Source organism: Nitratidesulfovibrio sp. 1201_IL3209, assembly GCF_036763125.1.
GTDB lineage: Bacteria > Desulfobacterota > Desulfovibrionia > Desulfovibrionales > Desulfovibrionaceae > Cupidesulfovibrio.
Window position 1 is genome coordinate 66,487 of the sequence record NZ_JBAIYT010000003.1, and the last position, 26,948, is coordinate 93,434.

Below are 26,948 nucleotides of genomic sequence, written 5' to 3' on the forward strand. Positions count from 1 at the left end.
TTCCAATCCGGATCCGTGTTACTGGTTGACACAAAATGGAAAAGTTTCTAGCGATAGTGCTACGTTTTGTAATAAAGTATAACTTCAGTACACGAATTCGCGCAAAAAGTCACACTGCAATGCCCCGGCCGGGCGGATGCGCGCCGCGCCGGAGCGAGGGGCGCCGGATGCGGCCTCGTCCGGCGTCGGGGTACGGGCAACTCGCAGCAGGAGGCAACATGGGCAGCAGGAGGATGATGGCGGCATGGGTTCTGGCGCTGGCGCTGGCCGCGCCATGGGGCGCACCGGGCCTGTCCGGGGCACGGGCGGCCCGTGCGGCGGACGGGCAGACCGTCGCCGGAGAGGCCGCCGGGGCCGCCACGCTCGAGGAGGAGGTGGTGGTTTCCACCCCCATCATCGAGGGCAACGAAACCACCCGCTACGGCGGCCAGTACACCGAAGTCACGCAGGACCAGATCACCGACCTCAACGCGCAGGACATGGCCTCGGCCCTGCGGCGCACGCCCGGCGTGAACATTTCGCGCTACAATCCGGTGGGGTCGTTCGGCGGGGCCGAAGGCGGCGGGGTGTTCATCCGGGGCATGGGTTCCAGCCGCCCCGGTGCGGAAATCTCCACCCTGTACGACGGCGTGCCGCGCTACAACCCGGTGTACAGCCACCCCCTGCTGGACATCCTGCCCATGGACCCGGCGCAGTCCATCCGGGTGTACAAGGGCGTGCAGCCCACGGAGTTCGGCAACGGGTTCTCGGCCATCGACGTCATTCCCAAGCGCATGACCGAGGAAGGCTTCCGCACCCGGCTGTTCGGCTCGTACGGCAGCTACAACACCTTCACCCAGGGGGTCGAGCACGGCGGCAAGCAGGGCGGCGCGGACTATTACTTCGGGCAGAGCCTGCGCCTGTCCGATGGCCACCGCGAACATTCCGACGGCCAGCTGGAAAACTACTTCGCCCGTCTGGGCTACGACCTGTACGAGAACTGGAACGTCTCGTGGTTCGGCAACATGAGTCGCAACGTGGCGCGCGACCCCGGCAGCCGCGACGAGACGACCAACGAGGGGCGGTTCACCACCGACGACGTGCTCAACGTGATCACCCTGTCCAACGACTACGACGGGGCCAGCGGCCACCTGAAGCTGTACTGGAACAACGGCTACGTGAACTGGGCCGGGCAGTCGGGGGCCACCGACGTGACCATCAGCGACTGGGACACCTACGGCGTGCGCGCCCGCGAGGCGTTCCGGGCGTGGGAAGGCGGCGAGGTGGTGACCGGCTTCGACTACGACATCATGAGCGGCAAATCCATTTTCGAGTACTACGACGGCACCACGCGCGAGTTCGAGCGCACCGACTTCGTCCTGTTCTCGCCCTATGCCGCCGTCAGCCACATGTTCGGTTCGCGCCGGGACTTCTTCGCCATTCCGTCCGCGGGCATGCGCTACTACACCCACGACGAGTTCGGCGACCAGGCCGCGCCCCACGCCGGACTGGTGTTCGGCTACAAGGACACGGAACTGCACGCCAGTTACGCGCGCGGGGTAAGCTACCCCGGCCTGGACGTGGCGGTGTTCTCGCAGAACTCCATACCCGGCATCGCCAACGGTCCCTACCGCGAGGACTGGAAGAACCTGGACCCCGAACTGGTGGACCATTTCGAGGTGGGCATCAGCCAGAAGCTGTGGGGCAAGGTGAAGGCCGGCGTCACCGCGTTCTGGGAGGACGGATCCGACCGGTACGTCGTCGTGGGCAACGCCCCGCCGCCGCGCATGCGCTTCGAGAACGTGGAATCGTTCCAGATCCGGGGCGTGGAGGCCACCGTCACCTACACCCCCCTGCCGGACCTTTCGCTGTACGTGGGCTCCACCTGGCTCGACACCTTTCCGTCCGACCTGCCCTACGCCCCGGAATGGACCTTCAGCGCGGGCCTGAACTGGCGGTTCCTCAAGCACTTCCGGCTCAGCCTGGACGCGCAGTACGTGACGGAAGAGCAGGTGCGCAGCCAGTCGCGCTTCGACAACGCGGTGAACACCGCCACGGTGGACGCCTACCACGTGGTCAACGGGCGGCTGGCCTACCTGTTCGACTACAGGGAATGGGGCATCACCGAGGGGGAACTGTTCCTGGCCCTGGAGAACATCACCGACTCGGACTACGAGTACCGGCCCGGCTACCGCATGCCGGGGTCCAGCGTCACCGTGGGCGCCAGCGTGACGTTCTAGCAACGGATGGATGGACACCCGCCGGGCGGGGGCCGCAGGCTCCCCGCCCGGCACTGCGGACATGCAACCGCGCCTGCGGGCGCAACGGAGCGGGAACCGGCATGGAATCGCACGAATCGCATGCGGCACATGGCGCGGGTGCGGCGGAACGCCGCGACCCGCGTGCCCTGTTTTTTGACGAGCGGGCCGCCACCTGGGAAGAGCGCTGCTATCCCCCGGCCGCCCGCGAACGGCTGGCCGGACTGGCGCGCGGGTTCGGGGTGAAGCCGGGCAGTTGCGTGCTGGACATGGGCACGGGCACCGGCGTGCTCATTCCCTGCCTGCGCGAGGCCGTGGGGGATGCCGGGCGCATCCTGTCCTTCGACGTGTCCTTCGAGATGGTGCGCCGCGCGGGCTGCAAGGAGCCGGGCGCGCGGGGCCTGTGCGTGCAGGCCACGGCCATGCGCATTCCGGCGCGCGACGGCGCGTTCGACCACGTGATCTGCTTTGCCGCCTTTCCCCACTTCGCGGACAAGGCCGCCGCCGTGCGTGAGATGGCCCGGGTGACCCGGCCCGGCGGAGAGGTGGTCATCGCCCATCTGCTGAGCCGGGCCGAACTGGCGCGCCACCACGGCGGGCACCCGGCAGTGGCGCAGGACGCCCTGCCCGACGACGGCGCCATGCGCCAACTCCTGCGCGACGCGGGGCTGACCGGCGCCAGCATCGCCGACGGCCCCGGCATGTACGTGGCCCGCGCCCGCAAACCGGAGCATCCGGCCCACGGCGGCGCGGAAGGGCACGCTTCCGCCCCGCATGGACATTCCACCCACGCACATGCCGTGGACGCGGGCTTCGAGGCCCGGCGGGTGTTCACGGCGCTGAAGGAGCACGACGTCATGCACCACGCCGCCGTGTACGGCGTGGCGTCCGGCCTGTTGCGCGGCGCGGGCCGTCCCCTGCGGCTGCTGGACGTGGGCTGCGGCGAGGCCGTGGACATGGCGCGCGCCCTCTCCGGGGTGGACGTGGCCGCCTATACCGGCGTGGACACCAGCGGACCCGCCCTGGCAGCCGCGCGCCAGAGCCTGTCCGGGCTGGACTGTCCGGTGACCCTGGTGGAGGACGACTACCGCGTGGTGTTGTCCGGCCCGGAAGGCGACGTGGACGTGATCTGGATGGGGTTGTTCCTGCACCACCTGCCCACGCCGCTCAAGGCGGACCTCCTGCGCACGGCGCATCGCCTGCTGGCTTCCGGCGGCATGGTGCTGGCGCACGACCCGGTCATGGGCGAGGACGAGGACCGGGACGCCATGCTGGCGCGCATGGCCGCGCGGGGCCGGGAACACTGGCATTTCCTGACCCCGGAGGACGTGGGGATGGTGCACCGTCATTGGTCGGCCCACGGCCATCAGGAGCGGTTTTCCACCCTGCGGGCGCTGGGCGAGGCGGCAGGCTTCGCCGTGGATATGGTCTGGACCGACGGGGAGCGGCGTTACGGTCTGATGCGGTTCGCCAAGGGCGATTGAGGACCACTGCGGGAGATGCGCATGAAATCGGGATATGGAGACATGCGGCGGTCGCGCCGTGCATGGCTGGGCGCGGCCGTGGCCTGCGCGGCGCTGGCGCTGTGGGGCGTATGGGGTTGCGGGATCGCCGCGGCGCGGGATGCGCAGGATGCCCGGAATCCGGCCCCCGCGCGGTTGCAGGTGCTGGCGGGCACCACCCTCATCGAAGACCTGGTGCGGGCCGTGGGCGGCGGGCGGGTGTCCGTGCGCGCCATCATTCCGGGCGGGGCCTGCCCCGGCCATCACGACGTGCGCGCCTCGGACGTGACGGCCTTCGGCACGGCGGACCTGATTCTGCTGCACGACTGGCAGTGCGGGCAGGCGCACATCCGCGCCCTGCTGGACACCGCCCCCGGCGCGGCGGGCAGGGTGCGCGTGCCCGAGGCCCCCGGCAACTGGATGCTGCCCGAGGCGCAGGCCCGCGCGGCCATGGCCGTGGGCGGACTGCTGGCGGCGGCGGACCCGGACGGGGCGGCGGCGTACTCCCGCCGCGCGGCGGAGCGTGCGGCGCGGGCCCGTGCCGTGGGCGGAGAGGTCCGCGCCTTGGCGTCGGCGTCGGGCATCGCGGGCGTTCCGGCCATCGGCGACGTGATGCAACGGCCCATGCTGGAATGGCTGGGGCTGCGCGTGGTGGGCGACTACGGCCGCTTCGAGGAGACCGGGGCGGAGGCCCTGGCCCGCACCGTGGCGGCGGGCAAGGCCGCCCGCGCGGCGCTGGTGGCGGACAACCTGCAATCCACCGGCGGCGCGGGCCGGGCCCTGGCCGAGGACATGGACGCCCGGCTGGTGGTGCTGACCAACTTTCCCGGCGGGTTTCCCGACACGCCGGACTGGGAGTCGTCGTTCCGGCGCAATGCCGACATGGTGATGGCGGCGGCGCGCGGCGCAGCGCCCGCGCCCACGTCCGCGCCCACGTCCGCGATGGAGACCGCACCCTGATGGCGGCGGGCATCATCTCCTGCGGCGCGGCTCCCGCCGGTCCCGATTCCGCTTGCCCGGCCTCCTCCCGTGCGGCCGTGACCCTGCGCGACGTGGTGGTGGCCCCGCGCGGCCGGACCATTCTGGAGGTGCCCGCCCTTGCCGTGGCCGCCGGGGAATTCCTGGCCGTGGTGGGCCCCAACGGCGCGGGCAAGTCCACCCTGTTGGGGTTGGTCAACGGCCTGGTGCGGCCCGCCTCGGGCACGGCCGTGGTGCTGGGGCGGGACATGCGCGCGCCCGGCGCATGGCGGGTGCGCCGCCGGGTGGGCCTGGTGGCCCAGATGGCCGACGTGGACCCGCGCCTGCCCATCAGCGTGCTGGAAACGGTGATGACCGGCGGCTACGGCCGGCTGGGGCTGCTGCGCCGGCCGGGCGCTGCGCTGCGCGCGCTGGCCCTGGCCAACATGGAACGCACCGGCATCGCCCATCTTGCCCGCCGTCCCTTCGGACAGTGCTCCGGCGGCGAACGCCAGCGGGCGGCCATTGCCCGCGCCCTGACCCAGCAGCCGGACATCCTGCTGCTGGACGAACCCACCTCTGCGCTGGACTGGCACGCCCAGCGGGACATCATGGCCCTGGTGTCCGCCATCCACCGGGAACGAGGCGCGGACGGCGGCCCGCCGCTGACCACCATCCTGGTCACCCATGACCTGAACGCGCTGGCCCCGCCCCTGCGCGAGGGGCACGTGCCGGTCCCCCCATCCCCGGTGGACCGGGTGGCCTGCATGGCCGGGGGGCGCATCGCCTGGGCCGGGCCGCTGGACCAGGCCCTGGATGCCGGACGGCTGACGCGACTGTACGGCACGCCCATTTCGGTCATCGACCACCACGGCAGGCCCGTGGTGCTGTTCTAGGGGCTGTTTCTAAATGGTCCTTTCGCCCGTTGGCTGCGTCAAACTTCGCCTGCCATGTCGGTCGAATACGATAAGAGTATACTCCCTCATGGCAGGCTTGTTTTCCTTGCCAACGAACGAAAATCCTAACTTAGAAACAGCCCCTTAGGAGGAGGCATGGACCTTTCGCTGCTGGACCACGCCTTCATGCGCCATGCGCTGGCCGCGGGAGCCTTGGCGGGCGTGGCCTGTTCCGTGGCCGGGGTGTTCGCCGTGCTCATGCGCCTGACCTTCATCGGGGTGTGCCTGGCCCACGCGGCCTTTGCCGGGGGGCTGACGGCCCTTGCCTTCGGCCTGCCCGCGCTGCCCGTGGCGCTGGCGGCCAGCATGGTCTCCGCGCTGGTCATCGGCCCGCTGGCCGACAAGGGCGAGATTTCACCGGACACGGCGGTGGGGGTGGTGTTTTCCGCCATGATCGGCGTGGCCGTGTTGTGCATGGGCCTGATGCCCGGTCCCAAGACCGAGGCCCTGAACCTGTTCTGGGGGTCCATCCTCACCGTGCGCATGGCCGACGTGTGGCTGCTGGCGGGGGTGGCGGGCACCGCCGTGCTGGGGGTGGCGCTGTTCTTCAAGGAAATCCAGGCCGTGGCCTGCCACCGCGCCGTGGCTGCCGCCGTGGGCATTCCCGCCACGGCGGTGTTCTACGCCATCCTGGTACAGACCGGGATGACGGTGACGGCCTGCCTGCCCAGCGTGGGCGGCCTGCTGGTGTACAGCCTGCTGGTCAGCCCGGCGGCCGCCGCCTATCAGCTGACCTACAGCCTGTGGCGGATGTTCGTGCTGGCCGGGTTGTTCGGCGCGGCATCGGGCGTGGGGGGCGTGCTGCTGGCCTGGTATCTGGACGTGCCCGCCGGGGCGGCCGTGGTGCTGCTGTCGTGCGCGCTGTTCCTGCTGGCCGCGTGGTTCTCGCCCAAGCGGCGGCGGACCGGAAGCCGTCCGGCGGCACGGTAGGCCGGGGCTGCGCGCCATGGGCCCGCCCTGCGCGGGCAGGGGCCGTGCAGGGCGCATGATGTCCGGAAGATTTCCGGAACGCACCCGGAAGGTGCCGGATAGTTCCTTACGGGCACAACGGCTTTTCGCCCGGCTTGCGGGTGGCCAGCCAGTCGATGACGGCGGCGCGTTCCTCGGGCGCGACGTTGGCCCCGCCCGCGATCATGCGGTCCACGGTCTTCTCCCAGCCCGCCCGGTCCAGCTTGCCGATGTCGGCGCAGATGCGGTCCGTGCCGTGGCAGATGCGGCAGGCCCGCATGACCGTCACTTCGCCGGGCGGCGTCTTCTCGCCGCAGCCCGTCAGGGTGGCCGTGACCGCCAGGATGACGGCCAGCGCGAACGGGGCAAGGGCGGCGGCAATCCCGGCTGGCGGGCGTCGCGTGGCGAGGATGCGCGGGGCGGCTGCCGGGAGAGTCGGCGGGAGCGGGCGTCCGGAGCGGCGGTGTTGCGGCATGGGGCCTCCTGGGGGTGGATATGCCGTGCAGCATACCGGAAACCGGCCCGCGCGCAACGGGGTCATCGTGGCGCGTCGTCGCCGCTCCCCTCCCGCTCGGAGACCATCCCCAGCTTTTCGACGCCCGCCGCGCGCACCAGCCCGATGACCTCCACCACCGTGCCGTAGGGCACGTCGCGGTCGGCCCGCAGGAACACCCTGGGGCCGCCCATTTCAGCAGACCCCCCCGTGCCGCCAGCCCCCTCCGATGCGGCCAACCCCGCCAGCCACCGTTCCAGCCCGGCCATGTCGGTGCGCCGTTCGTCCAGATACAGCGAGCCGTCGGCCCGCACGGTCAGCAGCACGCCGGCATCGTCATCAGGCAGGGTTTCCACCATCTTCGTGCGCGGCAGTTCCACGTCCACGCCTTCGGTCATCATGGGCGCGGTGACCATGAAGATGATCAGCAGCACCAGCATCACGTCCACAAAGGGCGTGACGTTGATCTCGGCCACGAACCCGCCCGACCCTCCGGAACCGGTCGTCGCACCCATGTCAGCCCCTCCCGCCGGACAGGGCGATGCCCTGCGCGTGGGCGTTGGCCTCGTGCTGCAAGCGGTTCAGCAGCAGCCCGGCGAAGCTGATGCACTGCCCCTCCAGGGTGGCCAGCCTGCCCAGCAGCACGTTGTAGGCCATGGCCGCCGGGATGGCCACGGCAAGGCCCAGCGCCGTGGCGACGAGCGCCTCGGAGATGCCGGGAGCCACCGTGGCCAGCGAGGCGGACTTCATCTGCCCGATGGACTGGAACGAGTGCATCACCCCCCACACGGTGCCGAACAGCCCGATGAACGGCGCGGTGTTGGCCGTGGTGGCCAGCAGGGGCAGGGCGCGCGACAGCCGCCGGATTTCCTCGCCCACGCCGTGGCGCAGGGTGCGGCGCACGTTGTCGGCCAGCAGGCGGTCGGCGTCGCCGGTGCGGGCCAGACGGTTGAACTCGTCCACGCCCAGCCGGGCCATGCGCCGCAAGGGCGACGCCCCGCATCCGCAGCCGTCCAGCCGGTGCAGCAGGTCGGTCAGGCCGGGGGCGGACAGCGCATCGGCGATGCCTTGGGCGATGCCCCGGCGGGCGCGCTCCAGGGTGCGCCACTTGGCGCAGATGACGGCCCAACTGGCCAGCGACATGACGACCAGCATCGCCAGCACCGCCTTGGCCACGGGGGTGGCCTGGGCGATCAGTTGCAGCATGCTTGCATCCATTGTGTTCCTTCCTTCGGGTGTGTCCCGTTTCTGGTTGTGCTCCTGTGCGGCCTTGCGCGCGGGGTGTCCGCGTGGTGGGGGCGGGCGGATGGGGGCGGCCCCTTCAGCCCCCCTCTGTCCCCCCTGTCCCGCCTGTCGCGTGCGCCCTCCGCAGACAGGGGCGGAGCAGGCGATGCGGATGCCGCGTTCAGGCATTTCTTCCGCCGCCCGGTTGACACCCGCCACCGGCCGTGGCATTGGGCATGAAAGTTTGCTTAATCAAACTTTGTGCGCAGCGCAAAACATATTGCCGCCAGCGGCGAAGATCAAGGAAAACGACATGACCAGCCCCGCATCCGGCGCAGCCGTCCTGACAGCCGACCTGTCCATAAATGATAATGAAATCCAGAATCGTATGTTCGGCGAGCCGGGCCTGCCTGCCCCCGCTACCGCCCCCGCTTCCGATGGCGTTCCGGGCGCCACACCCGGCGATGCCGCCGGCCAGCGGCTGCGCGCCTGCTTCGCCGCCACGGACGGCGACCCGCTGGGCAGCGCCTTCCCGCGCAAGCTGGCCATCCATGCCGGGCTGGGCGGCGCCCCCGTGGAAGAGGAGCGCCGGGCCGACCTGCTGGGCCACCTGCTGTCCCGCCCGCGCACGGGCAAGACGGCGGCCTACGTGCACGTGCCCTTCTGCGAGACGCACTGCCTGTACTGCGGCTTCTACACCAAGGCCTACGGCCCCGGCGAAAGCGCCCGCTACACCGACGCCCTGCTGCGCGAACTGGACATGTGGGCCCACGCGCCCGCCCAGAACGAAGGCCCGGTGCACGCCGTGTACATCGGCGGCGGCACCCCCACCGCGCTGGAAGCCCCGGACCTGACCCGGCTGCTGCGCGGCATCGGCGCGGCCCTGCCTTTGGCCAACGACTGCGAGATCACCGTGGAGGGGCGCATCCACAACTTCGGACCGGACAAGATGGAGGCCTGCCTGGCGGGCGGCGCCAACCGCTTCTCGCTGGGGGTGCAGACCTTCGACACCGAACTGCGCCGCCGCATGGGCCGCCGCGCCCCGCGCGAGGAGATCGTGGCCGCGCTACGCCGCCTGTCCGCCTACGACCAGGCCGCCGTGGTCATCGACCTGATCTACGGCTTTCCCACCCAGACCGCCGATTCGTGGCGGCGCGACGTGGAAACCCTGCTGGAACTGGAACTGGACGGGGCCGACTTCTACCAGCTCAACGTGTTCCGGGGCACGCCGCTGTTCACGGCGGTGGAGGCGGGCAAGCTGCCCCCCGCCGCCGACATGGCCGAGCAGGGCCGCCTGTTCGCCGAGGGCATCCGGCTGATGCACGGGGCGCGCTGGCGGCGGCTGTCGTCCAGCCATTGGGGGCGCACCACGCGCGAACGCAACCTCTACAACCAGCTGGCCAAGGGGCAGGCCCACTGTCTGGCGTATGGCCCCGGGGCCGGGGGCATGCTGCACGGCCACGCCTTCTTCATCCAGCGCGCCTACGCCGACTGGCTGGCGGCGGTGCAGGGCGGCGGCAAGCCCGTCATGGCCCTGATGCTGCCCCCGGCCTCCGCCGGGCTGGCGCGGGCCGTGGCCTCGGCCTTCGAGGCGGGGCGCATCGACCCCGCCCGGCTGGACGCGGAACTGGGCCTGCCCGTGGCGCGCCATGCCGCGCCCCTGCTGGAACAGTGGCGCGGCGCGGGCTTGCTGGAACGCGACGGCGACTGGCTGGAGCTGACCATGGCCGGACAGTTCTGGCAGGTGACCATGGCGCACCTGCTCATCAACTATCTGATCCACGAGATCGAGGAGGAAAACGCATCGTGAGACAAGCCATTGAACCGGGCCGCCTGAAATCTGCCCGCCACACGCGGGCGGCGGCCCGCCTGCTACTGGCCGCCGCCACCGTGCTGCTGCTGTCGCCCGTGGCCGCGCTGGCGGAGGAAACGGCCGGGGAAACCGCCGGGCAGGTTCCGGAGCAGACCGCCGCACAGTCTGCCGAGCAATCCGTCACCCGCACCCGCGACGTGGTGGTCACCGCCACCCGCACCGAGCACGACCTGAAGGACGTGCCCTCGTCCGCCGCCGTGGTGGACCAGGAAGACCTGAAGCGCACCCCCGCCATCAACGTGGCCGACGCCCTGCGCGACGTGCCCGGCGTGGAGGTGTTCGACCTTTCCGTGCCCGGCGCCAAGCGCGTGCAGATCCGCGGCGAAAGCGGGCAGCGCGTGCTGGTGCTCATCGACGGGCAGAAGGTGTCGGAGCAGAAGTCCATGGACGGTGCGCCGCTGCTCATCGACCCCAACCGCATCGAGCGCATCGAGGTCATCAAGGGCCCGGCCTCGGTGCTGTACGGGTCCGAGGCCATCGGCGGGGTGATCAACATCATCACCAAGAAGGGCGGCGACAAGCCCATCAGCGTGGAGACCAGCGTCACCTTCGATTCGTCCACCGACGGGTTCACCGAATACCTTTCGGCCTTCGGCGGCATGAACGGGTTCAAGTACCGCGTGTCGGGCAGCTACAACGACCAGGGCAACCGCCGTTCCGCCGACGGCGAGATGGACGACACCTCGTACATGACCCGCGATACCGCCGCCTTCCTGGGCTACGACGCGGAAAAGGCGTCCTTCGGGGTCACCTACGAGGAATACTGGAGCAACCTGAACGCCATGACGCCGGAGGGCACCACCGGCGACACCCTGTACAACTTCGACCTGGACATCCCCCTGTGGGAACGCCGCAAGGCGGGCGGCTACGCCGAGTTCCGCGACGTGAGCGATCTCGTCTCCCGCGTGCGGGTGGACGCGTACTATCAGGAAGTGACCAAGGAGATGATCAACATCATCGGCGTGAAACCCAACGCCATGATCACCATCGACCAGGACCAGCGCACCCGCAACGAGCAGGCCAGCTGGGGCGGCACCATGCAGGTGGACCTGCTGCCGCACGAGGACCATCACGTCATCCTGGGCTACGACGTGAACCTGGACGACCTGGACGCCACCACCCAGATCGACTCGAAGCGGTACATGGGCAGCACGCTGCTTGCCTCCACCTTCACCAAGTACGACTACGACGCCACCATGGACACCCACGCGGTGTACCTGCAGGACGAATGGACCCTGCCGGAGGACTTCACCCTGACCCTGGGCGTGCGCCAGACCTGGGTGCGCTCCGAACTGGCGGACACCAACAACCCCAGCCTGGACACGGAGACCCGCTCCGCCTCGCACCCGGTGTTCAGCGCGGGCCTGACCTGGTCGGGCATCGAGGACACCACCCTGCGCGCCCTGTTCTCGCAGGGGTACCGGTTCCCCAACCTGCAACAGCTGTACATCGGCACGGTGCACGGCGGTTCGGACCCCACCTTCCCCAACTCCGACCTGGACCCGGAAACCTCGAACAACTACGAGGTGGGCGCGCGGTACGACGACGGCGCGCTGAACCTGGACGTGGCCTTCTTCGTCTCCAACGCCGAGGACTACATCACCACCACCAAGGTCACCGGCGGCAACCAGTTCACCAACGTGGACGAGGCCGACACCTACGGCGTCGAAGCCTCGGCGGGGTACACCTTCCGCTCGCTGTTCCTCACCCCGTACGCCAGCGGCACGTGGCTGAAGCGTCACTACGACTCCGGCACCCTGAGCACCTGGGACACCGGCCACCCCGAATACATGGGCCGCCTGGGCGTGCGCTTCGACCGCGACCTGCCGGAACGGAAGATGGACCTGTTCGCCGACCTGTACCTGCGCGCCGCCGTGGACGCCCGCGAGGAATATTCCGACGGCACCCACGACAACTACGACGCCTGGGAAACGCTGAACCTCTCGCTGGGCACCAAGTTCGGCGAGGAACGCCAGCACTTCGTCAGCCTGAGCCTGCTGAACATCCTGAACAGGGACTACCAGACGGCGGCCTCGTCCATCGACGAGCCGGGCATGCACGCGGTGGTCAAGGTGGGGACCACGTTCTGATCGACGGATGGATTGCCGTCTAATGTTGAAAATGGAAATCGTTTTCAGTATGTCGAAAGCGGGTGCCGGGCAACCGGCACCCGAAACCCGCCGGTCATAACGGTCATGACGGCCCCGGCGGTCATGACGGCCAGAGTCGCCGGACTCCCGGCCCCGGACTTCAACCTTACGGATGACGACGCATGAAGACGAACGCAAGCCGCTCCGGCGCGCCGCCCCTGCCTGTTCCGGGCGCACCGGTCCTGTCCCCGTCGGTCCAGTCCGCACCGGTCCAGTCCGGCGCAGCCTCGCGCCGGGGCAGGGCGCGCTACTGGGCCGTGCGCGAACTGGTGACGGTGGGCGTGTTCGCCGCCCTGACCAAGGTGTCCAGCCTGCTGGTGGCCCTGGTGGGCGGCGGCATGAACCCGCTCACCCTGGTGCTGAAGAACCTGGTGTTCACGGTGCTGGCGCTGGTGCTGCTGTTCAAGCTGCGCAAGCCGGGCACGCTGCTGCTGTTCACCCTGGTCAACGTGCTGGTGTCCATGCTGCTCATGGGCGGCGGGTTCTTCCTGCTGCCGTCCATGCTGGTGGCGGGCCTCGCGGCGGAAGGGATCATCCTGCTGCTGGGCGGCTACCGCAACGAGATGGCCCTGGTGGCGGGCATCGCCTGCTACGACATCCTGTTCAAGGCCGGGTCGTTCGGCGTGTCGTGGCTGTTCGTGCGCGAGCAGCCGGAACTTCTGTGGTTCACCGGGGTGGTGGTGGCCATCGGGTACGTGGGTGCCCTGGCCGGGCTGCCGGTGGGCCTGCGTTTTCTGCGGGAGCTGCGCCATGCGGGCATCGTCCATGAATGACCGGTGGACCGCCGGGGATGCGGCCGACGCGCGCGGCCGGGGCCTGATGCACCGGCTGGACGCGCGGACCAAGATGGCCATTTCGCTGCTGGGGTCCGTGGCGGTGATGGTGCTGGCCGACCCCGCGGCGCTGGGCCTGCTGCTGGCCGCGTCCGTCGCCTACGCCCTGACCCTGGGCCGCTGGCGCATGCTGCTGGCCTGCCACGCGGGCATCGCGGTCCTGATGTGCGTGGCCTTCGGCCTGATGCACGCCATGCACCTGGCCGTGCCGCGCATGTCCCCGCTGGAGCCGGTGCGCCTGCTGGTGCCGTTCCTGCGCCTGGCCATCATGGTCAACGTGGTGCTGGCCCTGGCCCTGTCCACGCGGGTGCAGGCCATGCTGTCCACCCTGAAGTCGCTGCGGCTGCCGTTCTGCGTGTACATTCCCACGGCGGTGATGGTGCGCTTCGTGCCGTCGTTCGTGGCCGACGTGCGCCAGGTGTCCGAGACCCTGAAGACGCGCGGCTACCGGGTCAACCCGCTGTTCCTGCTGCGTCATCCGTTGCTGTCCATGCGTCTGCTGTTCGTGCCGCTGGTGTTCCGCGCCCTGCGCGCGGCGGACGAACTGGGCATAGCGGCGGAACTGAAGGGCCTGGGCTACGCCGACCGGCTGCGCCCGTGCCGCACGGTGCATCTGGCCCGGCGCGACTGGGCCGCCATGGCCGGGGCGCTGGCGCTGGTGGCGGCGGGCGTGGGCCTGCAACTGCGCGCGGGCTGGGGCGGGGGAGGCATGTTCTGATGCTGCGCCTCACCGACGTCACCTACACCTATCCCCACGCCACGGAACCCGCGGTGCGCGATCTTTCCCTGCGGGTGCGCCCCGGCGAGGCGGTGCTGTGCACCGGCCCCAGCGGGTGCGGCAAGTCCACCCTGGTCCGCCTGGCCAACGGCCTGTGCCCCCACTACTACCGGGGGCGGCTGGATGGCTCCGTGACCGTGGACGGCCGCCGCACGGCGGAAACGCCCCTGCACGAACTGGCCCGCCTGGCGGGCACCCTGTTCCAGGACCCGGAAAACCAGTTCTTCGCCCTGACCGTGGGCGACGAGATCGCCTTCGCCCACGAATGGCGGGGCAGCGAACCGGCCCACACCCTGGCCGCCGTGCAGGAGGCCGCCCGCCGCTTCGGCATCGGCCACCTGCTGGACCAGCCCATCCACGACCTGTCCGAAGGGCAGAAGCAGAAGGTGGCGCTGGCCTCCATCCTGTCGCTGGGGCCGCGCGCCGTGGTGCTGGACGAGCCCACGGCCAACCTGGACCCGGAAGCCACCCTGGCCCTGGCCGGCGAAATCCGCGCGCTGAAGGCGGCGGGCATGGCCGTGCTGGTGGTGGACCACCGCCTGTACTGGCTGGAAGGCGTGGTGGACCGGGTGGTGGTGATGGCCGAAGGGCGCATCGTGGAGGAGGGGGACTTCTCCATCCTGCACGACGACGCGCTGCGCCGGGCGCGCGGCCTGCGCGCCGCCCGCGTGGCCGACCCGCGCACGGCCCTGCCCGAGGCCAGCGGCCGGGGCGATGCCCTGTGCGTGGCCGACCTGCGCTACGCCCACAGGCACGGGCCGGAACTGTTCCACGGGGCCTCGTTCCTGCTGCCGCGCGGGGTCATCGGGGTGCTGGGCGACAACGGCGCGGGCAAGACCACCCTGGCCCGGCTGCTCACGGGACTGCACCGCATGCACTCCGGCAGGCTGCACCTGCACGGCGTGCCGGTGCGCCCGGACCGCCTGCTGCGCCACGGCAGCATCGTGCTCCAGAACACCGACCACCAGCTGCACATGAAGAGCGTGCGCGAGGAAATCGCCGCGTCCATTGCAGCGGGGGCGGCGGGCAGGGCGGGAGCGGCGGGGAATGGCGGCCGCCCGGATTCCCGCCCGGCGTCCCGCCAGACGGAAGACGACCTGCTGCGTCTGTTCAATCTGGCCCACCTGGCCGACCGCCATCCCCAGTCCCTGTCGGGCGGGGAGAAGCAGCGGCTGGTCATCGCCTGCGGCATGGCCAAGCAGCCCGAGGTGCTCATCCTCGACGAACCCACCAGCGGCCTGGACGGCCACAACATGCGCCTGGTGGCCGACGCCGTGCGCGCGGCCGCCGCGCGGGGCGCGGTGGTGCTGCTGGTCAGCCACGACCTGGAACTGCTTTCCATCACCTGCGACGCCGCGCTGCGCCTGCCGCTGCGCTGCCCGCGCACAACCAAGGAGAATCCCCAATGTTCGACCATCTCGTGACGCCGGAACTGCGCGACGCCGTGCAGGCCGCCGTGAAGGACAGCCCGGACATCATGCTGCACACCCTGGCCCAGCGCTGCGGCGCCACCGAAGGGGCCGTGGCCTGTGCCCTGCCCGCCGACATGCGCCGCTTCGCCCCGGCCGACGCCTTCGACGCGGTGTGGGAGGACATGACCGGCTGGGAGAAGGTGACCCTCATCGCCATGACCCCCGGCGCCGTGGTGGAGGTCAAGGGCAGGCTGCCCAAGGGCCGCCGGGGCCACGGCATGTTCAACCTGCACGACGCGGAGAACCCGCTGGGCGGCCACGTGTTCGTGGAACGGCTGGGCGCGGTGTGCTTCCTGTCCAAGCCGTTCTTCGGGTTGGAGAGCCACTCCGTGCAGTTCTACGACACCGACGGCGCAGCCATGTTCGCCGTGTACGCGGGCCGCGAGGGCCGCGCGCTGATTCCCGCCGTGCGCGAGGCGTTCCTGGCCCTGCGCGACCGGGTCTGCGCCGGTCCGGCCCTGGCGGCCAGCGCCACTGACGGCAAAGACACGGGCAAGGACGCGGGCGAGGTGGCGGCATGAAAACGCTGGTCGTCTACTCCTCGCGCACCGGCAACACCGAAAAGGTGGCCCGCGCCATCGCGGACTGCCTGCCCCAACCGTGCGACGTGTTGCCCGTGGACCAGGCCCCGGACCTGTCCGCCGGCGCCGGAACCCACGGCTACGGCTTCGTGGCCCTGGGCTTCTGGGTGGACAAGGGCGGCCCGGACGCGGCGGCCGCCAAGTACATGCAGGCGGTGAAAGGCTGCCGGGTGGGCCTGTTCGGCACCCTGGGGGCCTGGCCCGATTCCGACCACGCCCGCGACTGCATCCGCCGCGCCGAAGAAATGATGGCGGGCAACGAGGTGTTGGGCACGTTTCTGTGCCAGGGGCGCATCGATCCGGCCGTCATCGCCATGATGCAAAAGATGGCCTCGGACGCGCACCCCATGACCCCGGAACGCATCGCGCGCATCCAGGAAGCGGAACGCCATCCCGACGAGAAGGATCTGGCCGCCGCGCAGGCCGCCTTCCGGGCCATGGCGGACCGGCTGGCCGCCCCCGTTACCCCCGTCGCCACCGCCCCCGGAGGCCCGGCATAGGGCCGGGACCCGGTGGCAACGGACGCCGCATCACCGCCGACGTGGCAAGGAGCACCCATGCATCTGCCTGCATTGCGTGAACATTCCGAAGACCGGGAAGGCCTGGGCGGCATTGTCGCGTCGCTGGTGATCCACTGCGGCGTGTTCCTGCTGATGGCCATGGCTCCGCTGGCGGCGCATCCGCCCCAGCCCCTGCCGCTGGGCGTGGTGATGATGGACCTGCAAGGTCTGGCGCTGCCCGGTGGCGGCGGTGGAGCGGCGCCCGCCGTTCCGGACTCCGCGCCGCAGCCGGTGTCCCGTCCCCGGCCGCAGGCCGCGCCTCCGGCCACGCCCGCGCCCGTGCCGGTCAAACCGGCCGCCATGGTGACGGAGAACGCCGCCAAACCCGTGGCGGCGCGCAAGGTGGCCGCCAAGGCCGCGCCCCGGCCCGAGGCACGGGACAAATCCGCCCCGAAATCAGCACCGGACCGGCCTTCCGCCGATCAGCCCCGCGAGGAGCGGACCGCCACGGCGGGACAGGAGGCGGAGTTCTGCGACACCGTGCCCGTGGCCTCCGCCTCCGGCGGTGCGCCGGGTGGGATGGCGGGCATGGCGCGCGGCGCGGGACGCGGCGGGCCGGGCAGTGGCGCGGGCGCGCCCGCCGTCGGGCATCCGGGCGGAACCCCCATGGCCGACGCGGGCGAGACGCAGCGCATCCTGGCCGCCCTGACGGCGCTGGTGGAGCGGTACAAGGAATACCCCCGCGCCGCGCGGAGGGCGGGATACCAGGGCACCGTGGTCATGGCCGTGAAGCTGCGCAGCGACGGGGCCATCGACACCTGGAACGTGGCCGCGTGCAGCGCCCATGCCCTGCTGGACAGGGCCACGGAAAAGGCTTTCGCCCGCATGGAGGGGGTGCGCGTGGCCAACGTCAGCCTGCCCGGCGACATGCGGGTGCTGGTGCCGGTGCGCTACGAACTGAACTGATGGGATTGGCGGGACTGGCGGAATTGGGGCGTCCGGCCATGTCCGGCGGTGCCGCCGCCGGGAGGGCCGATGTTGCGAACAACGGGCCGGGCGCTACCCGGTGCGGCCGCCCTTCCTGCGGCGCGGCGCGGCCGCGCGGGCCGGGCTGGGCAGCGGGGGGGGATCCTGCCCCTGCGCCGCCGGGGCGACCGTCCTGGTGCCGGGCTGGGTGCCGGGCTGGTTGCCGGACTGGGTGGGCACCGGGCCGTCCAACTGCGTATCCGGGCCGGGGTGGGGCTTGCGGCGCATGCAGGCCGCGTAGTCCTCGCGCCAACGCTCCAGTTGCAGACCGGTGCGTTCAAGGTACAATAGGAACTGCCCCAGCCGCTTGATGACCTGCGCATCCACGGCGTGCTCCACGCGACAGGCGGTGGCCTCGGCCAGTGCCCGGTCCAGTTGCAGCACGTCGCCGAACAGCCGGCGCAGGATCATGTTGCGGTGGGCGATTTCGCGCGCCAGCGGTTCGCCCTGCGGGGTCAGCCGCACCAGGCTGTACGGCTGGTATTCGATGAGCCCGCGCGCGGCCAGGGCCTTCAGGGCGCTGGTCACCGTGGACCGGGACACCCCCTGGGCTTCGGCGATGTCGCGCGAGCGCGCCGCTCCGCGCTCCATCTCCAGGTGGAAGATGGCGACCAGATAATCTTCGAGCGTGTTGGACAGCGGGGTGTTCTCTGCCGACATGCCGGCCCCTTGCGTGTTGTGTTGTCCGCGCCGTGACGCGCGTTTCCCCCTGTATCGTAAAACACTTCCGGATGCACCCCTTGAACGCCACCATGCCGGGGCCCGCCGCCCCGAACATCGTTCCCGCCGTTGCCGAACCGGCCCCCTTTCCCGGTGCCCCGCCCGCCCCGCCGACCCCACCGACCCCACCCACCGGGCGTCATCTGGTGGCCGCGTTGCTGCGCCCACTGCGCGGCCGCTTCGCCCTGGGCATCGCGGGCAGCCTGCTGGCCCGGCTGTGCGACCTCATCCCCATGGCCCTGCTGGGCGTGGTGGTGGACGCCGTCACCGGGGGGCAGACCGCCCCCGCGACCTACGCCATGTATGGGGCCATGGTGCTGGGGGCCTTCACCGGGCTGGCCGCCTTCCAGTGCGGCAGCGACTACATGCTGGCCGACGTGGCCCAGCGGCTGCGCCATGCGCTGCGCATGGCCCTGTACGGCCACCTGCTGCGGCTGGACGCCGGGTTCTACGAAAGCCGCCGCAAGGGCGACCTGATGAACGTGGTCTCCGGCGACGTGGACACCCTGGAGGCCGTGGTGTCCGACACCCTGCCCGGCGCGGTGCGCGTGGGCATGATGGTCTGCGGCACCTACGCCTGGATGCTCTGGCTGGACTGGCGGCTGGCCGTGCTGCTGCTGGCGCCCGTGCCCGGCGTGGTGTGGCTGATGGTGCACTTCGCCCGGCGCATCCGGCCGCAGTACCTGCACGCCCGCAAGGCGGCGGGGGGCTTTGCCGGGGTGCTGGAGAACAGCCTGCACGGCGTGGCCGAATTGCAGGCCGCCAACGCGCAGGACCACGAAATGGAGCGGCTGCGCGTCCGGTCCGCCGAATACCGCGACGCGGGCATCGCCGCCGCGCGCACGCGGGCCCGGTTCATCCCGGCCATCTTCATGGCGGCGGGGCTGTCCTTCGCGCTGCTCATCGCCGGGGGCGGGTGGCTGGCCGCGCAGGGCGACGGCCCCAGCGTGGGCGCGTACACCACCTTCGTGTTCATGGGCATGCGGCTGGTGCTGCCCATCTTCGCGGCGGGCATGGTGGCCAACCAGGTGCAGCAGGCCCGCGCCGCCCTGACGCGCATCGACGAACTGCTGCACGCCCGGCCCACGGTGGTGGACGCGCCCGGCGCGGAGGATTTGCTCGAGCCGCCCCGGCGCATCGAACTGCGCGGCGCGGGCTACGGCTACGGCGAGGGCCATGGTGAAAGGGAAGACGCCCTGCACGCCATGGACCTGACGGTGACGGAGGGCATGTCGCTGGGCATCGTGGGGCCGTCGGGCGCGGGCAAGAGCACCCTGGTGCGCCTGCTGCTGCGCCTGCACGACCCCAAACGGGGCGAGGTGCTGGTCAACGGCCGCCCGCTGGGCAACTGGACCCTGGCCTCGTACCGGTCGCACATCGGCTACGTGCCGCAGGACCCGTTCATCTTCCACGGCACGGTGGAGGAAAACATCCGCCTGGGCGCGCCGCACGCCGACGACGCGGCGGTACGCGAGGCCGCGCGCATGGCCGACGCGCACGACTTCATCACGGACCTGCCCGACGGCTACGCCACGTTCATCGGCGAGCGGGGACTGAAGCTGTCCGGCGGGCAGCGCCAGCGCATCGCCCTGGCCCGCGCCCTGCTGCGCGACCCGGCCGTGCTGATCCTGGACGAGGCCACCTCCGCCGTGGATTCGCTGACCGAGCAGCGCATCAAGCGCAATCTGGCCGGGCTGGCGGCGGGGCAGGAGGGCGGCGGGGACTGTATCCCGTCGGCCAGTCAGGCCGGTCAGCCTGGTCGGCCAAGTCGGCCCGGTCGGCCCGGTCGGATAGTCATCGCCGTGGCGCACCGGCTCTCCACCCTGGCCGACTTCGACTGCGTCATCGTGCTGGACCAGGGCCGCGAAGTGGAGCGCGGCACCCCGCGCGAACTGCTGGAGCGCGGCGGCCTGTACGCCGAGATGTGGAATACGGGAACGGCCTCGGAGGAGTGACGGTGGCCGGGACCATGCCGGTTTCGGGGTGAATTTTACTATCCGGGGTCGCTAATTAAAAAATGGGTTCGAAATTTAATTAGCGCTCCGGGTAAGAAAAAAATCCTGAGCGGAATTTTAGGCAATGGGTGTTCCGATCAGTCGAGGAAAAGCCGGTAGTACTCGGTGAACAGATATTCCCTGTTGCGCTGCAAGCCGGTCATTTCTTCGAGGATGCCAAGCCGGACCATTTCCTCGATGAGGGTATTGGCCGTTGGAGGCGAGATGCCGAGGTTCCGGGCCACGAGCTTTCCGTTGGTGACAGGATTCATGTACAGCGATTCCAACAGCCTTTGGGCATTGGCGGATCGTGCGCCCAACGAAAGAACCTTTTGCAGGGAACGCTCCTTGAGCGCCATGATGTTCCGGAACGTGGTCACCCCGTTGCGAGCCGTATCGCGCATGGCCACGAGGAAGAAGCGGACCCAATGGCCGAGGTCATTGGACACGCGGACGCCGGTCAGCGCATCGTAGTATTGCCCCTTGTGCTTTTCCATGTGCGCGGAAAGGTAGAGGCACGGCTTGCTGAGCAGCCCGACGCTGATGAGGTACAGCGTGATGAGCAGGCGGCCGATTCTGCCGTTGCCGTCCAGAAAGGGGTGGATGGTTTCGAACTGGTAGTGGCTTATGGCTACCCGAATGATGTGCGGAACATGAATCTCCGCGTTGTGCCAGAACTTTTCGAGGTCGCCGAGCAGTTCGGGAAGCTCGTCGTGATGGGGCGGAATGAAGACGGCGTCCTTCAGCGAGGCTCCCCCGATCCAGTTTTGCGAGCGGCGGAACTCGCCGGGCGTCTTGCGTTCGCCGCGCACCCCGCGCATCAATATCTCATGTGTTTTCCGGAGCAGGCGGTTCGAGAGCGGAAGCTCCGCCAGTTCGTGGATGGCCACGTTCATGGCATCGATGTAGTTGTGCACTTCCTGCCAGTCGTCGCGTTTTTCCTCGGCAACGTGCATCCTGTCGCGCAGGGCATCGTCCATTTCCGTGCGCGTACCTTCGATGCGGCTGGAGGTGTTGGCCTCCTTGACGACGTGCATGTAGATGTAGCGGTCCACGTCCGGGACCATCTTCGAAAAGGCGTCCAACTCGGCAAGGCTGCGGGTGGTTTCCTCCAGCAGGCTGTTGATGCGCGGGTCTTCCCACGTCCACTCGCGGTTCACCAGGGTGGGCATGAAGCTTTTGTATTCGTACTGCTGGACGAATGTTCCGGAAGTGAAGTCTTCGAACTTCATCGGATGCCTCGCTTGCTGGCGGGAGGGAAGTGGTGCCCGGAGCGGGGATTGAACCCGCACAGCCGTGAGGCCGAGGGATTTTAAGTCCCTTGCGTCTGCCAGTTCCGCCATCCGGGCACGGTGGGAATGGGCCGAAACCCTAGTATGCGGGCCGGTTGCCGTCAACGTCGGGCTGGCGCGCGGCCATGCCGGGACAGCGGCGGGGACGCCTACCCCGCCGGTTTCCCGGCAGTCTTGTCGGCGCCCTTGCCCCGTTTGGCGCGGGCCGCGTCCGGCTTGGGTTTTGCCGTGGGCACCACGGCCAGGGCCGGGTCGGTTCCGGACAGGCGGGCCATGCCCGCGCGCGCCTGGGGCAGGCGCAGGGCGGCCTCTCGCCAGGTGCCGTCGGCCAGCAGATACAGGTGCAGCAGGTCCAGTCCCTTGTCCACGAACAGCATGCGCCCTTCCACGTCGCCGCGCAGCAGGGGGGCCACGGCGGCGCAGGCCGCGTGGAACGCCGTCTCCTCGTGGTGGGCGAACACGCACTGCACGCGCAGGGCGTCGCCCGTGGGGGTGAAGTCGATATGCTCGCCGCCGCTGGCGTCCAGCGCGCCGTGGATGGCGTCCGCCAGTTCGGCCTCGCGGGCCAGCAGGTCGTTGTAGCTCAGTTCCGGCCCGTACACGAAATGGCCGAAGAGTTCACAGTCGAATTTCGCCATGGTGCGGTCCTTGGGTATTCCGGGAGGATACGGGGGAAGCCGGGACGCCCGCCATGCCGTGCCGGTCGGTCGGTCGCACCGGGGGGGGGGGGCACCGGGGGGCGGCATCGGGGAGGGGCAGATTGCCGGGAACGGGGCATATCCCCGATGATATAGCCGAGCCGGCTTCGGGCGTCAAAACCGCCGCATCGCGTGCCCCGGATGCACTCGTGGCGTTCCGGTGGCTGCCCGGCTGGACGTTCGCCGCGCGGCCGGCGATACTGGCCCCGCCCGCACGTTCCTTTTTGCAAGGAGGCCCCATGCCCTACGTCAACATCCGCATCACCCGCGAGGGCGCGACCAGCGAGCAGAAGGCGGCGCTCATTCAGGGCGTCACGCAGTTGCTGGTGGACATCCTCGGCAAGAACCCCGCCACCACCGTGGTGACCATCGACGAGGTGGACACCGACAACTGGGGTGTGGGCGGGGAAACCATCACCGCCCGGCGCAAGCGCGGCGCGTAGCCGGAAGGGGCGTGGCGTGGCCACGGCCGCCCCCGCGGCATCCCCGCGCTGGCGCATCGCCCCCCCATCTGCTACAAACCGGGTATGCACACGGACACGCGCCCCCGCCTGGTGGTGCTCGGGCTGGACGGCCTGCCGTTCTCGCTGGCCCGCCACCTCTGCGTGCGGGGCCGCACCCCCAACCTTGCCCGCATCGCCGCATCCCCCAACGCGTCGGCCCTGGCCGCCGAGCTTCCCGACCTCTCGCCGGTGAACTGGACCTCGTTCTACACGGCGTCCGGCCCGGAAACGCATGGGGTGTACGGCTTCACGCGGTTCAACGTGGCCACGCGCCGGTTGTCGCTGGCCGACTTCTCGCAGGTGGCCGCGCCCACCATCTTCGACCGCCTGGGCCAGCGCGGGCTGACCAGCCGGGTCGTCAACCTGCCCAACACCTATCCGGCGCGGCCCATTCCGGGCATGCTCGTCTCCGGATTCGTGGCGCACGACCTGGCGCGGGCGGTGCACCCGCCGTTCCTGCTGGGGCCGCTGGCCGGGGCGGGCTACCGGCTGGAGGCCGACACCGCGCGCGGCGGCTCGGACCCGGCCCATCTGCTGGCCGAACTGCGCGCCACCCTGGCCTCGCGCCGCGCGGCGCTGCGCCTGCTGTGGCCGGACCTTGCGTGGAACCTGTTCGTGCTGGTGCTGACGGAGACCGACCGGCTGTTTCACTTCCTGTGGGACGCGGTGATCGGCGAAGACCACCCGCTGCACCCGGCGTGCATGGACTTTCTGGCGGAATGGGATGCGCTGGTGGGCGAGGTGCTGGACCTCGTCAAGGCCCTTTCCGCGCGCGACGGCCGCCCGGTGCGCCTGCTGGCGCTGGCCGACCACGGCTTCGGCCCGGTGCGCGCCGAGGTGGACCTGAACGCCTGGCTGCGCGGGCAGGGCCTGCTGCGCCAGGTCACGCCCGGCGGCGTGGAACAGTGCGGCGAACTGGACTCCGCCACCCTGCATCCGGACAGCGCGGCCTTCGCGCTGGACCCCGGCCGCATCTACCTGCGCACCCGCCGCCGCTTTCCTGACGGCACGCTGGACGATGCGGCCGGGCGGCATCTGTCCGAACGGCTGCGGCACGAGCTTATGGAATTGACGTTCGAAGGCACGCCGGTGTTCCGCGCCGTGCTCACGGCGGACGAGGCCTACGGGCCGGAGGTGCCCGGTCAGGGGGCGTTGGGCCAGTGCGCGCCGGGGCAGGCTGCTTCCGGACCGGGAGCGGCCGGGCATGTTTTCGGTGCGGGCGAACCCGCCACCACCTCCGCCCACGCTGACGGTCCGCCCATGCGCTGGGCCGCGCCGGACCTGGTCTGCGTGCCCGCCTACGGCTTCGACCTGAAGGCCAAATGGAACCGCACCCAGATCTTCGGCCTGCCGGAACAGTTTGGCCGCACCGGCACCCACACCCCGGACGACGCCTTCTGGTACGATTCGCAGCCGGACGGCAGCGCACCCGTTTCGGTGCGCGACGCGGGCGCGGCCGTGCTGCGCCACTTCGGGCTGGATGCGCCGCCGCGTTCCGTGGGCTATCCGGCCGCTCTCACCGGGCAGGCGAGTTGGCGGGGAAGGGTGTCCGCCCCCGGCGGCCCTGACTCGTCCGCAAAGGACTCCTCCGGAATTGCCCCATCCGGGAATGATGCCGCCGCAGACCCGCCCGACCCGGCGGATGCCGCCCCGAACCTGCCGCATTCCACCCTGTCGCCTGCGTCGCTTTCCGATAGTCACATCATCCGCGCGCGCTGAACCCCGCCAGCAAAGACGTCACACCGCAAACGCACCGATCACCATCCGGCAATCATATGATAGATTATCGAAACGAACTGAACCCCGCCCAATATCAGGCCGCCACCACCCTGGAAGGCCCGGTGCTGGTCATTGCCGGGGCGGGCAGCGGCAAGACCCGCACCATCGTCTACCGGCTGGCCAATCTGGTGGAGCAGGGTGTGCCCGCCTCGTCCATCCTGTTGCTTACCTTCACCCGCAAGGCCGCGCGCGAAATGCTGCACCGGGCCGGGCGGCTGCTGGAACACAGCGCCACCGCCGCCGTGCACGGCGGGGTGCACGGGGTTACCGGGGTGCAGGGCGGCACCTTTCATGCCTTCGCCTATTCGGTGCTGCGCCAGTTCCGCCCCTCGGGCTACGAGGCGGGCGACCTCACCGTCATGGACGGCGCGGACATCGTGGACGCGGTGCGCCACTGCAAGGACAACCTGGGCATCGGCAAGGGCGACCGCTCCTTCCCGCGCACCCAGAACATCGTGGGGCTCATCAGCAAGTCCCGCAACAAGGAACTGGACATCGACGAGGTGATCCGGCGCGAGGCGTACCACCTGCTGGTGCACGCCGAACCCATCGGACGCATCGCCGCGGCCTACCACGCCTACCGCCGCGAGCACGGCCTGCTGGACTACGACGACCTGCTCTTCGAACTGGAACGGCTGCTGCGCGAGCGGGCCGACGTGCTGGACTGGTGCCGCGCCAAATTCCGCTACATCATGGTGGACGAGTACCAGGACACCAACCTGGTGCAGGCCCGGCTGGTGCACCTGCTGGCGGGCGAGGGCGGCAACGTCATGGCCGTGGGCGACGACGCCCAGTCCATCTACGCCTTTCGCGGGGCGGACGTGCGCAACATCCTGGATTTCCCCAAGCTGTTCCCCGCCGTGCAACTCATCAAGTTGGAGGAGAACTACCGCTCCGTGCAGCCGGTGCTGGACCTAACCAACGCCATCCTCGAAGAGGCCCCCCAGGCCTTCCGCAAGAGGCTGTTCGCCGCGCGAGAAGGCGGCGACAGGCCGCAGGTGGTGCGCCCGCTCAGCGATCTGACCCAGGCTTCGCTGGTGGTGTCGCGCATCGTGGAATTTCTGCGCAGCTACCCGCCGCACGATATCGCCGTGCTGTTCCGGGCAGGGTACCAGTCGTACCACGTGGAAGTGCAGCTGAACAAACTGGGCGTGAAGTTCCGCAAGTACGGCGGGCTGCGCTACTCCGAGGCGGCCCACGTCAAGGACGTGCTGTCCTACGCCCGCCTGGTGCTGAACCCGCTGGACCTGCCCGCGTTCCAGCGCATCGCCGCCATGTCCAAGGGGGTGGGGCCCAAGACCACCCTGAAGCTGTACGACATCGCCCGCCTGGGCGACGCGGAGGCCACCCGCCGCGCCTGCCAGCGCTACCCCGAACTGCGCGCCGACCTGGACCTGCTGGACGGCCTGCGCAAGCGGCCGCACACGCCCACCTCGCTGCTCGAAGAAGTGATGGAGCACTACAAGCCGCGCATGGAGGCCGCCTTCCCCGACGACTGGCCCCGCCGCCAGCAGGGGCTGGAACAACTGCTGCAAATCGCCGCCGCCTACCGCGACCTGGACCTGTTCATTTCCGACTTGTCGCTGGAAGACCCCGGCGAGGAAGAGGAAAACCGCGACAGCGTGGTGCTGTCCACCATCCACTCGGCCAAGGGGCTGGAGTGGGGCGCGGTGCTGCTCATCGACCTGGTGGAGGAGCGCTTTCCCTCGCGGCACGCCATCGCCCGCGCCGAGGACTTCGAGGAAGAGCGGCGGCTGATGTACGTGGCCTGCACCCGCGCCCGCGACCACCTGTGCCTGTTCGTGCCCGCCAGCCTGTACAGCCGGGGCGACGGCGGCAACCAGCCCGCCGTGCCCAGCCCCTTCGTGCGCGAACTGCCCGCGCATCTGTTCGACGAACTGCACGAAAGCTATTCCGGCGGCCTGATGCGCCGCGATGCGCACAACGGGCAGCGCGGGGCCGGATTCGGCGGGGGCAGGGGCCTTGTCAATGGAAGCGGGGGGGGCGGCGGCTTCGCGCAGGGCATGGGGACAGGACGCTTCGACGGCGCGCCCGGCATCCCCCGGCCGCCCATGTTCGCCGAAGGGACCGCGCCGGGCAGGGCAGGGGGGGCGGCAGCCCGCCATGACACCATGTCGCCGGTCCCCGTATCACCGGCCCCGTCGCCGGCATCCCCCGCCGCAGCGCAGCCCGCCCCCGATGCGGCGGGCACACCCTCGCCGTTGTCCGGCGGCACGGCTCCGGCCGGGCGCTGCGGCTACTGCACCCACCGCATCTTCGGGCGCGGCAAGATTGTGCAGCACCTGCCGCCCGACAAGTATCGCGTGAACTTTCCCGGTTTCGGCCTCAAGGTGATCATGGCCGAATACCTGACGCTGGAATCCGACTGACGCGGGCACCGCAGCCGTGCGCTGCTTTGCTGACGGCATGCT

General features: G+C 70.2%; 23 protein-coding genes and 1 tRNA gene. 17 read left to right on the plus strand and 7 right to left on the minus strand.

Annotated elements, in window-relative coordinates; genetic code table 11:
* Window positions 1-218: 218 nt before the first annotated feature.
* The 5 genes from V6B97_RS03085 (at window position 219) to V6B97_RS03105 (ending at window position 6,582) form a co-directional block, all read left to right on the plus strand.
* Window positions 219-2,219 carry a TonB-dependent receptor gene (locus V6B97_RS03085; protein WP_333505027.1) on the plus strand — a complete coding sequence of 667 codons (2,001 nt, stop codon included), beginning with the start codon at window positions 219-221 and terminating at the stop codon, window positions 2,217-2,219.
* A gap of 101 nt (window positions 2,220-2,320) precedes the next feature.
* Window positions 2,321-3,721 (plus strand): methyltransferase domain-containing protein, encoded by a 1,401-nt coding sequence (locus V6B97_RS03090; RefSeq protein ID WP_333505028.1) that lies wholly within the window; start codon window positions 2,321-2,323, stop codon window positions 3,719-3,721.
* A gap of 21 nt (window positions 3,722-3,742) precedes the next feature.
* Window positions 3,743-4,699, plus strand: coding sequence for a metal ABC transporter solute-binding protein, Zn/Mn family (locus tag V6B97_RS03095; RefSeq protein ID WP_333505029.1), 957 nt, complete (start codon window positions 3,743-3,745; stop codon window positions 4,697-4,699).
* Window positions 4,699-5,592 carry a metal ABC transporter ATP-binding protein gene (locus V6B97_RS03100; RefSeq protein WP_333505030.1) on the plus strand — a complete coding sequence of 298 codons (894 nt, stop codon included), beginning with the start codon at window positions 4,699-4,701 and terminating at the stop codon, window positions 5,590-5,592. Before V6B97_RS03095 ends, V6B97_RS03100 begins: the two co-directional genes overlap by 1 nt.
* 156 nt (window positions 5,593-5,748) lie before the next feature.
* Entirely contained in the window at window positions 5,749-6,582 is an 834-nt protein-coding gene (locus V6B97_RS03105) for a metal ABC transporter permease (RefSeq protein ID WP_333505031.1), read from the plus strand.
* Window positions 6,583-6,688: 106 nt separating this feature from the next.
* Here V6B97_RS03105 and V6B97_RS03110 read toward each other — a convergent pair whose 3' ends face one another.
* The 3 genes from V6B97_RS03110 to V6B97_RS03120 form a co-directional block, all read right to left on the minus strand.
* The gene (locus V6B97_RS03110) at window positions 6,689-7,075 is read right to left on the minus strand and encodes a hypothetical protein (RefSeq protein ID WP_333505032.1); all 387 of its coding nucleotides are present in this window, start codon (window positions 7,073-7,075) and stop codon (window positions 6,689-6,691) included.
* A gap of 62 nt (window positions 7,076-7,137) precedes the next feature.
* Window positions 7,138-7,608 (minus strand): ExbD/TolR family protein, encoded by a 471-nt coding sequence (locus tag V6B97_RS03115; protein WP_333505033.1) that lies wholly within the window; start codon window positions 7,606-7,608, stop codon window positions 7,138-7,140.
* A gap of 1 nt (window position 7,609) precedes the next feature.
* The gene (locus V6B97_RS03120; protein WP_442935457.1) at window positions 7,610-8,311 is read right to left on the minus strand and encodes a MotA/TolQ/ExbB proton channel family protein; all 702 of its coding nucleotides are present in this window, start codon (window positions 8,309-8,311) and stop codon (window positions 7,610-7,612) included.
* Window positions 8,312-8,630: 319 nt separating this feature from the next.
* On the opposite strand from V6B97_RS03120, the gene hutW reads away from it, so the two are divergent.
* From hutW to V6B97_RS03160, 8 genes are all read left to right on the plus strand, one after another.
* The gene (hutW, locus tag V6B97_RS03125) at window positions 8,631-10,127 is read left to right on the plus strand and encodes a heme anaerobic degradation radical SAM methyltransferase ChuW/HutW (protein WP_333505035.1); all 1,497 of its coding nucleotides are present in this window, start codon (window positions 8,631-8,633) and stop codon (window positions 10,125-10,127) included.
* Window positions 10,124-12,280: a TonB-dependent receptor plug domain-containing protein gene (locus tag V6B97_RS03130; protein WP_333505036.1), complete on the plus strand. Its 2,157-nt coding sequence runs from the start codon at window positions 10,124-10,126 to the stop codon at window positions 12,278-12,280. The genes hutW and V6B97_RS03130 overlap by 4 nt, the downstream gene beginning before the upstream one ends.
* A gap of 182 nt (window positions 12,281-12,462) precedes the next feature.
* Complete coding sequence (locus tag V6B97_RS03135) at window positions 12,463-13,113, plus strand: MptD family putative ECF transporter S component (protein WP_333505037.1); 651 nt, start codon at window positions 12,463-12,465, stop codon at window positions 13,111-13,113.
* Complete coding sequence (locus V6B97_RS03140) at window positions 13,091-13,891, plus strand: energy-coupling factor transporter transmembrane component T family protein (protein ID WP_333505038.1); 801 nt, start codon at window positions 13,091-13,093, stop codon at window positions 13,889-13,891. The genes V6B97_RS03135 and V6B97_RS03140 overlap by 23 nt, the downstream gene beginning before the upstream one ends.
* A complete protein-coding gene (locus tag V6B97_RS03145; protein WP_333505039.1) occupies window positions 13,891-15,375 on the plus strand; it encodes an ATP-binding cassette domain-containing protein in 1,485 nt (494 codons plus the stop codon). Before V6B97_RS03140 ends, V6B97_RS03145 begins: the two co-directional genes overlap by 1 nt.
* On the plus strand, window positions 15,357-15,944 hold the full coding sequence (gene hutX / locus V6B97_RS03150) for a heme utilization cystosolic carrier protein HutX (protein ID WP_333505040.1): 588 nt from the start codon (window positions 15,357-15,359) through the stop codon (window positions 15,942-15,944). The genes V6B97_RS03145 and hutX overlap by 19 nt, the downstream gene beginning before the upstream one ends.
* Complete coding sequence (locus V6B97_RS03155) at window positions 15,941-16,504, plus strand: flavodoxin family protein (RefSeq protein WP_333505041.1); 564 nt, start codon at window positions 15,941-15,943, stop codon at window positions 16,502-16,504. The genes hutX and V6B97_RS03155 overlap by 4 nt, the downstream gene beginning before the upstream one ends.
* Window positions 16,505-16,561: 57 nt before the next feature.
* On the plus strand, window positions 16,562-17,470 hold the full coding sequence (locus V6B97_RS03160) for a TonB family protein (protein WP_333505042.1): 909 nt from the start codon (window positions 16,562-16,564) through the stop codon (window positions 17,468-17,470).
* Between the two features lie 93 nt (window positions 17,471-17,563).
* On the opposite strand, the gene V6B97_RS03165 is transcribed toward V6B97_RS03160, so the two are convergent.
* A complete protein-coding gene (locus tag V6B97_RS03165) occupies window positions 17,564-18,190 on the minus strand; it encodes a metal-dependent transcriptional regulator (protein WP_333505043.1) in 627 nt (208 codons plus the stop codon).
* Between the two features lie 80 nt (window positions 18,191-18,270).
* On the opposite strand from V6B97_RS03165, the gene V6B97_RS03170 reads away from it, so the two are divergent.
* Window positions 18,271-20,205 (plus strand): ABC transporter ATP-binding protein, encoded by a 1,935-nt coding sequence (locus V6B97_RS03170; protein ID WP_333505044.1) that lies wholly within the window; start codon window positions 18,271-18,273, stop codon window positions 20,203-20,205.
* A gap of 137 nt (window positions 20,206-20,342) precedes the next feature.
* Here the strand turns inward: V6B97_RS03170 and V6B97_RS03175 are convergent, their stop codons facing one another.
* The 3 genes from V6B97_RS03175 to V6B97_RS03185 all read right to left on the minus strand — a co-directional run bounded on the left by V6B97_RS03175 (window position 20,343) and on the right by V6B97_RS03185 (window position 22,174).
* Complete coding sequence (locus V6B97_RS03175; protein ID WP_333505045.1) at window positions 20,343-21,476, minus strand: Fic family protein; 1,134 nt, start codon at window positions 21,474-21,476, stop codon at window positions 20,343-20,345.
* A gap of 30 nt (window positions 21,477-21,506) precedes the next feature.
* Window positions 21,507-21,593 (minus strand) — tRNA-Leu (locus V6B97_RS03180).
* A gap of 92 nt (window positions 21,594-21,685) precedes the next feature.
* Window positions 21,686-22,174 carry a hypothetical protein gene (locus V6B97_RS03185; protein ID WP_333505046.1) on the minus strand — a complete coding sequence of 163 codons (489 nt, stop codon included), beginning with the start codon at window positions 22,172-22,174 and terminating at the stop codon, window positions 21,686-21,688.
* 299 nt (window positions 22,175-22,473) lie between these two features.
* Here V6B97_RS03185 and V6B97_RS03190 point away from each other — a divergent pair, with 299 nt between their 5' ends.
* The 3 genes from V6B97_RS03190 to V6B97_RS03200 all read left to right on the plus strand — a co-directional run bounded on the left by V6B97_RS03190 (window position 22,474) and on the right by V6B97_RS03200 (window position 26,906).
* The gene (locus V6B97_RS03190; protein WP_333505047.1) at window positions 22,474-22,677 is read left to right on the plus strand and encodes a 4-oxalocrotonate tautomerase family protein; all 204 of its coding nucleotides are present in this window, start codon (window positions 22,474-22,476) and stop codon (window positions 22,675-22,677) included.
* Between the two features lie 84 nt (window positions 22,678-22,761).
* On the plus strand, window positions 22,762-24,456 hold the full coding sequence (locus tag V6B97_RS03195) for an alkaline phosphatase family protein (protein ID WP_333505048.1): 1,695 nt from the start codon (window positions 22,762-22,764) through the stop codon (window positions 24,454-24,456).
* 56 nt (window positions 24,457-24,512) lie between these two features.
* On the plus strand, window positions 24,513-26,906 hold the full coding sequence (locus tag V6B97_RS03200) for an ATP-dependent helicase (RefSeq protein WP_333505049.1): 2,394 nt from the start codon (window positions 24,513-24,515) through the stop codon (window positions 26,904-26,906).
* Window positions 26,907-26,948 lie beyond the last annotated feature (42 nt).

Coding starts and splice junctions, on each gene's coding strand:
- V6B97_RS03085 (WP_333505027.1), top strand. CDS start 219: ATGGGCAGCAGGAGGATGATGGCGGCATGGGTTCTGGCGCTGGCGCTG.
- V6B97_RS03090 (WP_333505028.1), top strand. CDS start 2,321: ATGGAATCGCACGAATCGCATGCGGCACATGGCGCGGGTGCGGCGGAA.
- V6B97_RS03095 (WP_333505029.1), top strand. CDS start 3,743: ATGAAATCGGGATATGGAGACATGCGGCGGTCGCGCCGTGCATGGCTG.
- V6B97_RS03100 (WP_333505030.1), top strand. CDS start 4,699: ATGGCGGCGGGCATCATCTCCTGCGGCGCGGCTCCCGCCGGTCCCGAT.
- V6B97_RS03105 (WP_333505031.1), top strand. CDS start 5,749: ATGGACCTTTCGCTGCTGGACCACGCCTTCATGCGCCATGCGCTGGCC.
- V6B97_RS03110 (WP_333505032.1), bottom strand. CDS start 7,075: ATGCCGCAACACCGCCGCTCCGGACGCCCGCTCCCGCCGACTCTCCCG.
- V6B97_RS03115 (WP_333505033.1), bottom strand. CDS start 7,608: ATGGGTGCGACGACCGGTTCCGGAGGGTCGGGCGGGTTCGTGGCCGAG.
- V6B97_RS03120 (WP_442935457.1), bottom strand. CDS start 8,311: ATGGATGCAAGCATGCTGCAACTGATCGCCCAGGCCACCCCCGTGGCC.
- hutW (WP_333505035.1), top strand. CDS start 8,631: ATGACCAGCCCCGCATCCGGCGCAGCCGTCCTGACAGCCGACCTGTCC.
- V6B97_RS03135 (WP_333505037.1), top strand. CDS start 12,463: ATGAAGACGAACGCAAGCCGCTCCGGCGCGCCGCCCCTGCCTGTTCCG.
- V6B97_RS03140 (WP_333505038.1), top strand. CDS start 13,091: ATGCGGGCATCGTCCATGAATGACCGGTGGACCGCCGGGGATGCGGCC.
- V6B97_RS03145 (WP_333505039.1), top strand. CDS start 13,891: ATGCTGCGCCTCACCGACGTCACCTACACCTATCCCCACGCCACGGAA.
- hutX (WP_333505040.1), top strand. CDS start 15,357: ATGTTCGACCATCTCGTGACGCCGGAACTGCGCGACGCCGTGCAGGCC.
- V6B97_RS03155 (WP_333505041.1), top strand. CDS start 15,941: ATGAAAACGCTGGTCGTCTACTCCTCGCGCACCGGCAACACCGAAAAG.
- V6B97_RS03160 (WP_333505042.1), top strand. CDS start 16,562: ATGCATCTGCCTGCATTGCGTGAACATTCCGAAGACCGGGAAGGCCTG.
- V6B97_RS03165 (WP_333505043.1), bottom strand. CDS start 18,190: ATGTCGGCAGAGAACACCCCGCTGTCCAACACGCTCGAAGATTATCTG.
- V6B97_RS03175 (WP_333505045.1), bottom strand. CDS start 21,476: ATGAAGTTCGAAGACTTCACTTCCGGAACATTCGTCCAGCAGTACGAA.
- V6B97_RS03185 (WP_333505046.1), bottom strand. CDS start 22,174: ATGGCGAAATTCGACTGTGAACTCTTCGGCCATTTCGTGTACGGGCCG.
- V6B97_RS03190 (WP_333505047.1), top strand. CDS start 22,474: ATGCCCTACGTCAACATCCGCATCACCCGCGAGGGCGCGACCAGCGAG.
- V6B97_RS03195 (WP_333505048.1), top strand. CDS start 22,762: ATGCACACGGACACGCGCCCCCGCCTGGTGGTGCTCGGGCTGGACGGC.
- V6B97_RS03200 (WP_333505049.1), top strand. CDS start 24,513: ATGATAGATTATCGAAACGAACTGAACCCCGCCCAATATCAGGCCGCC.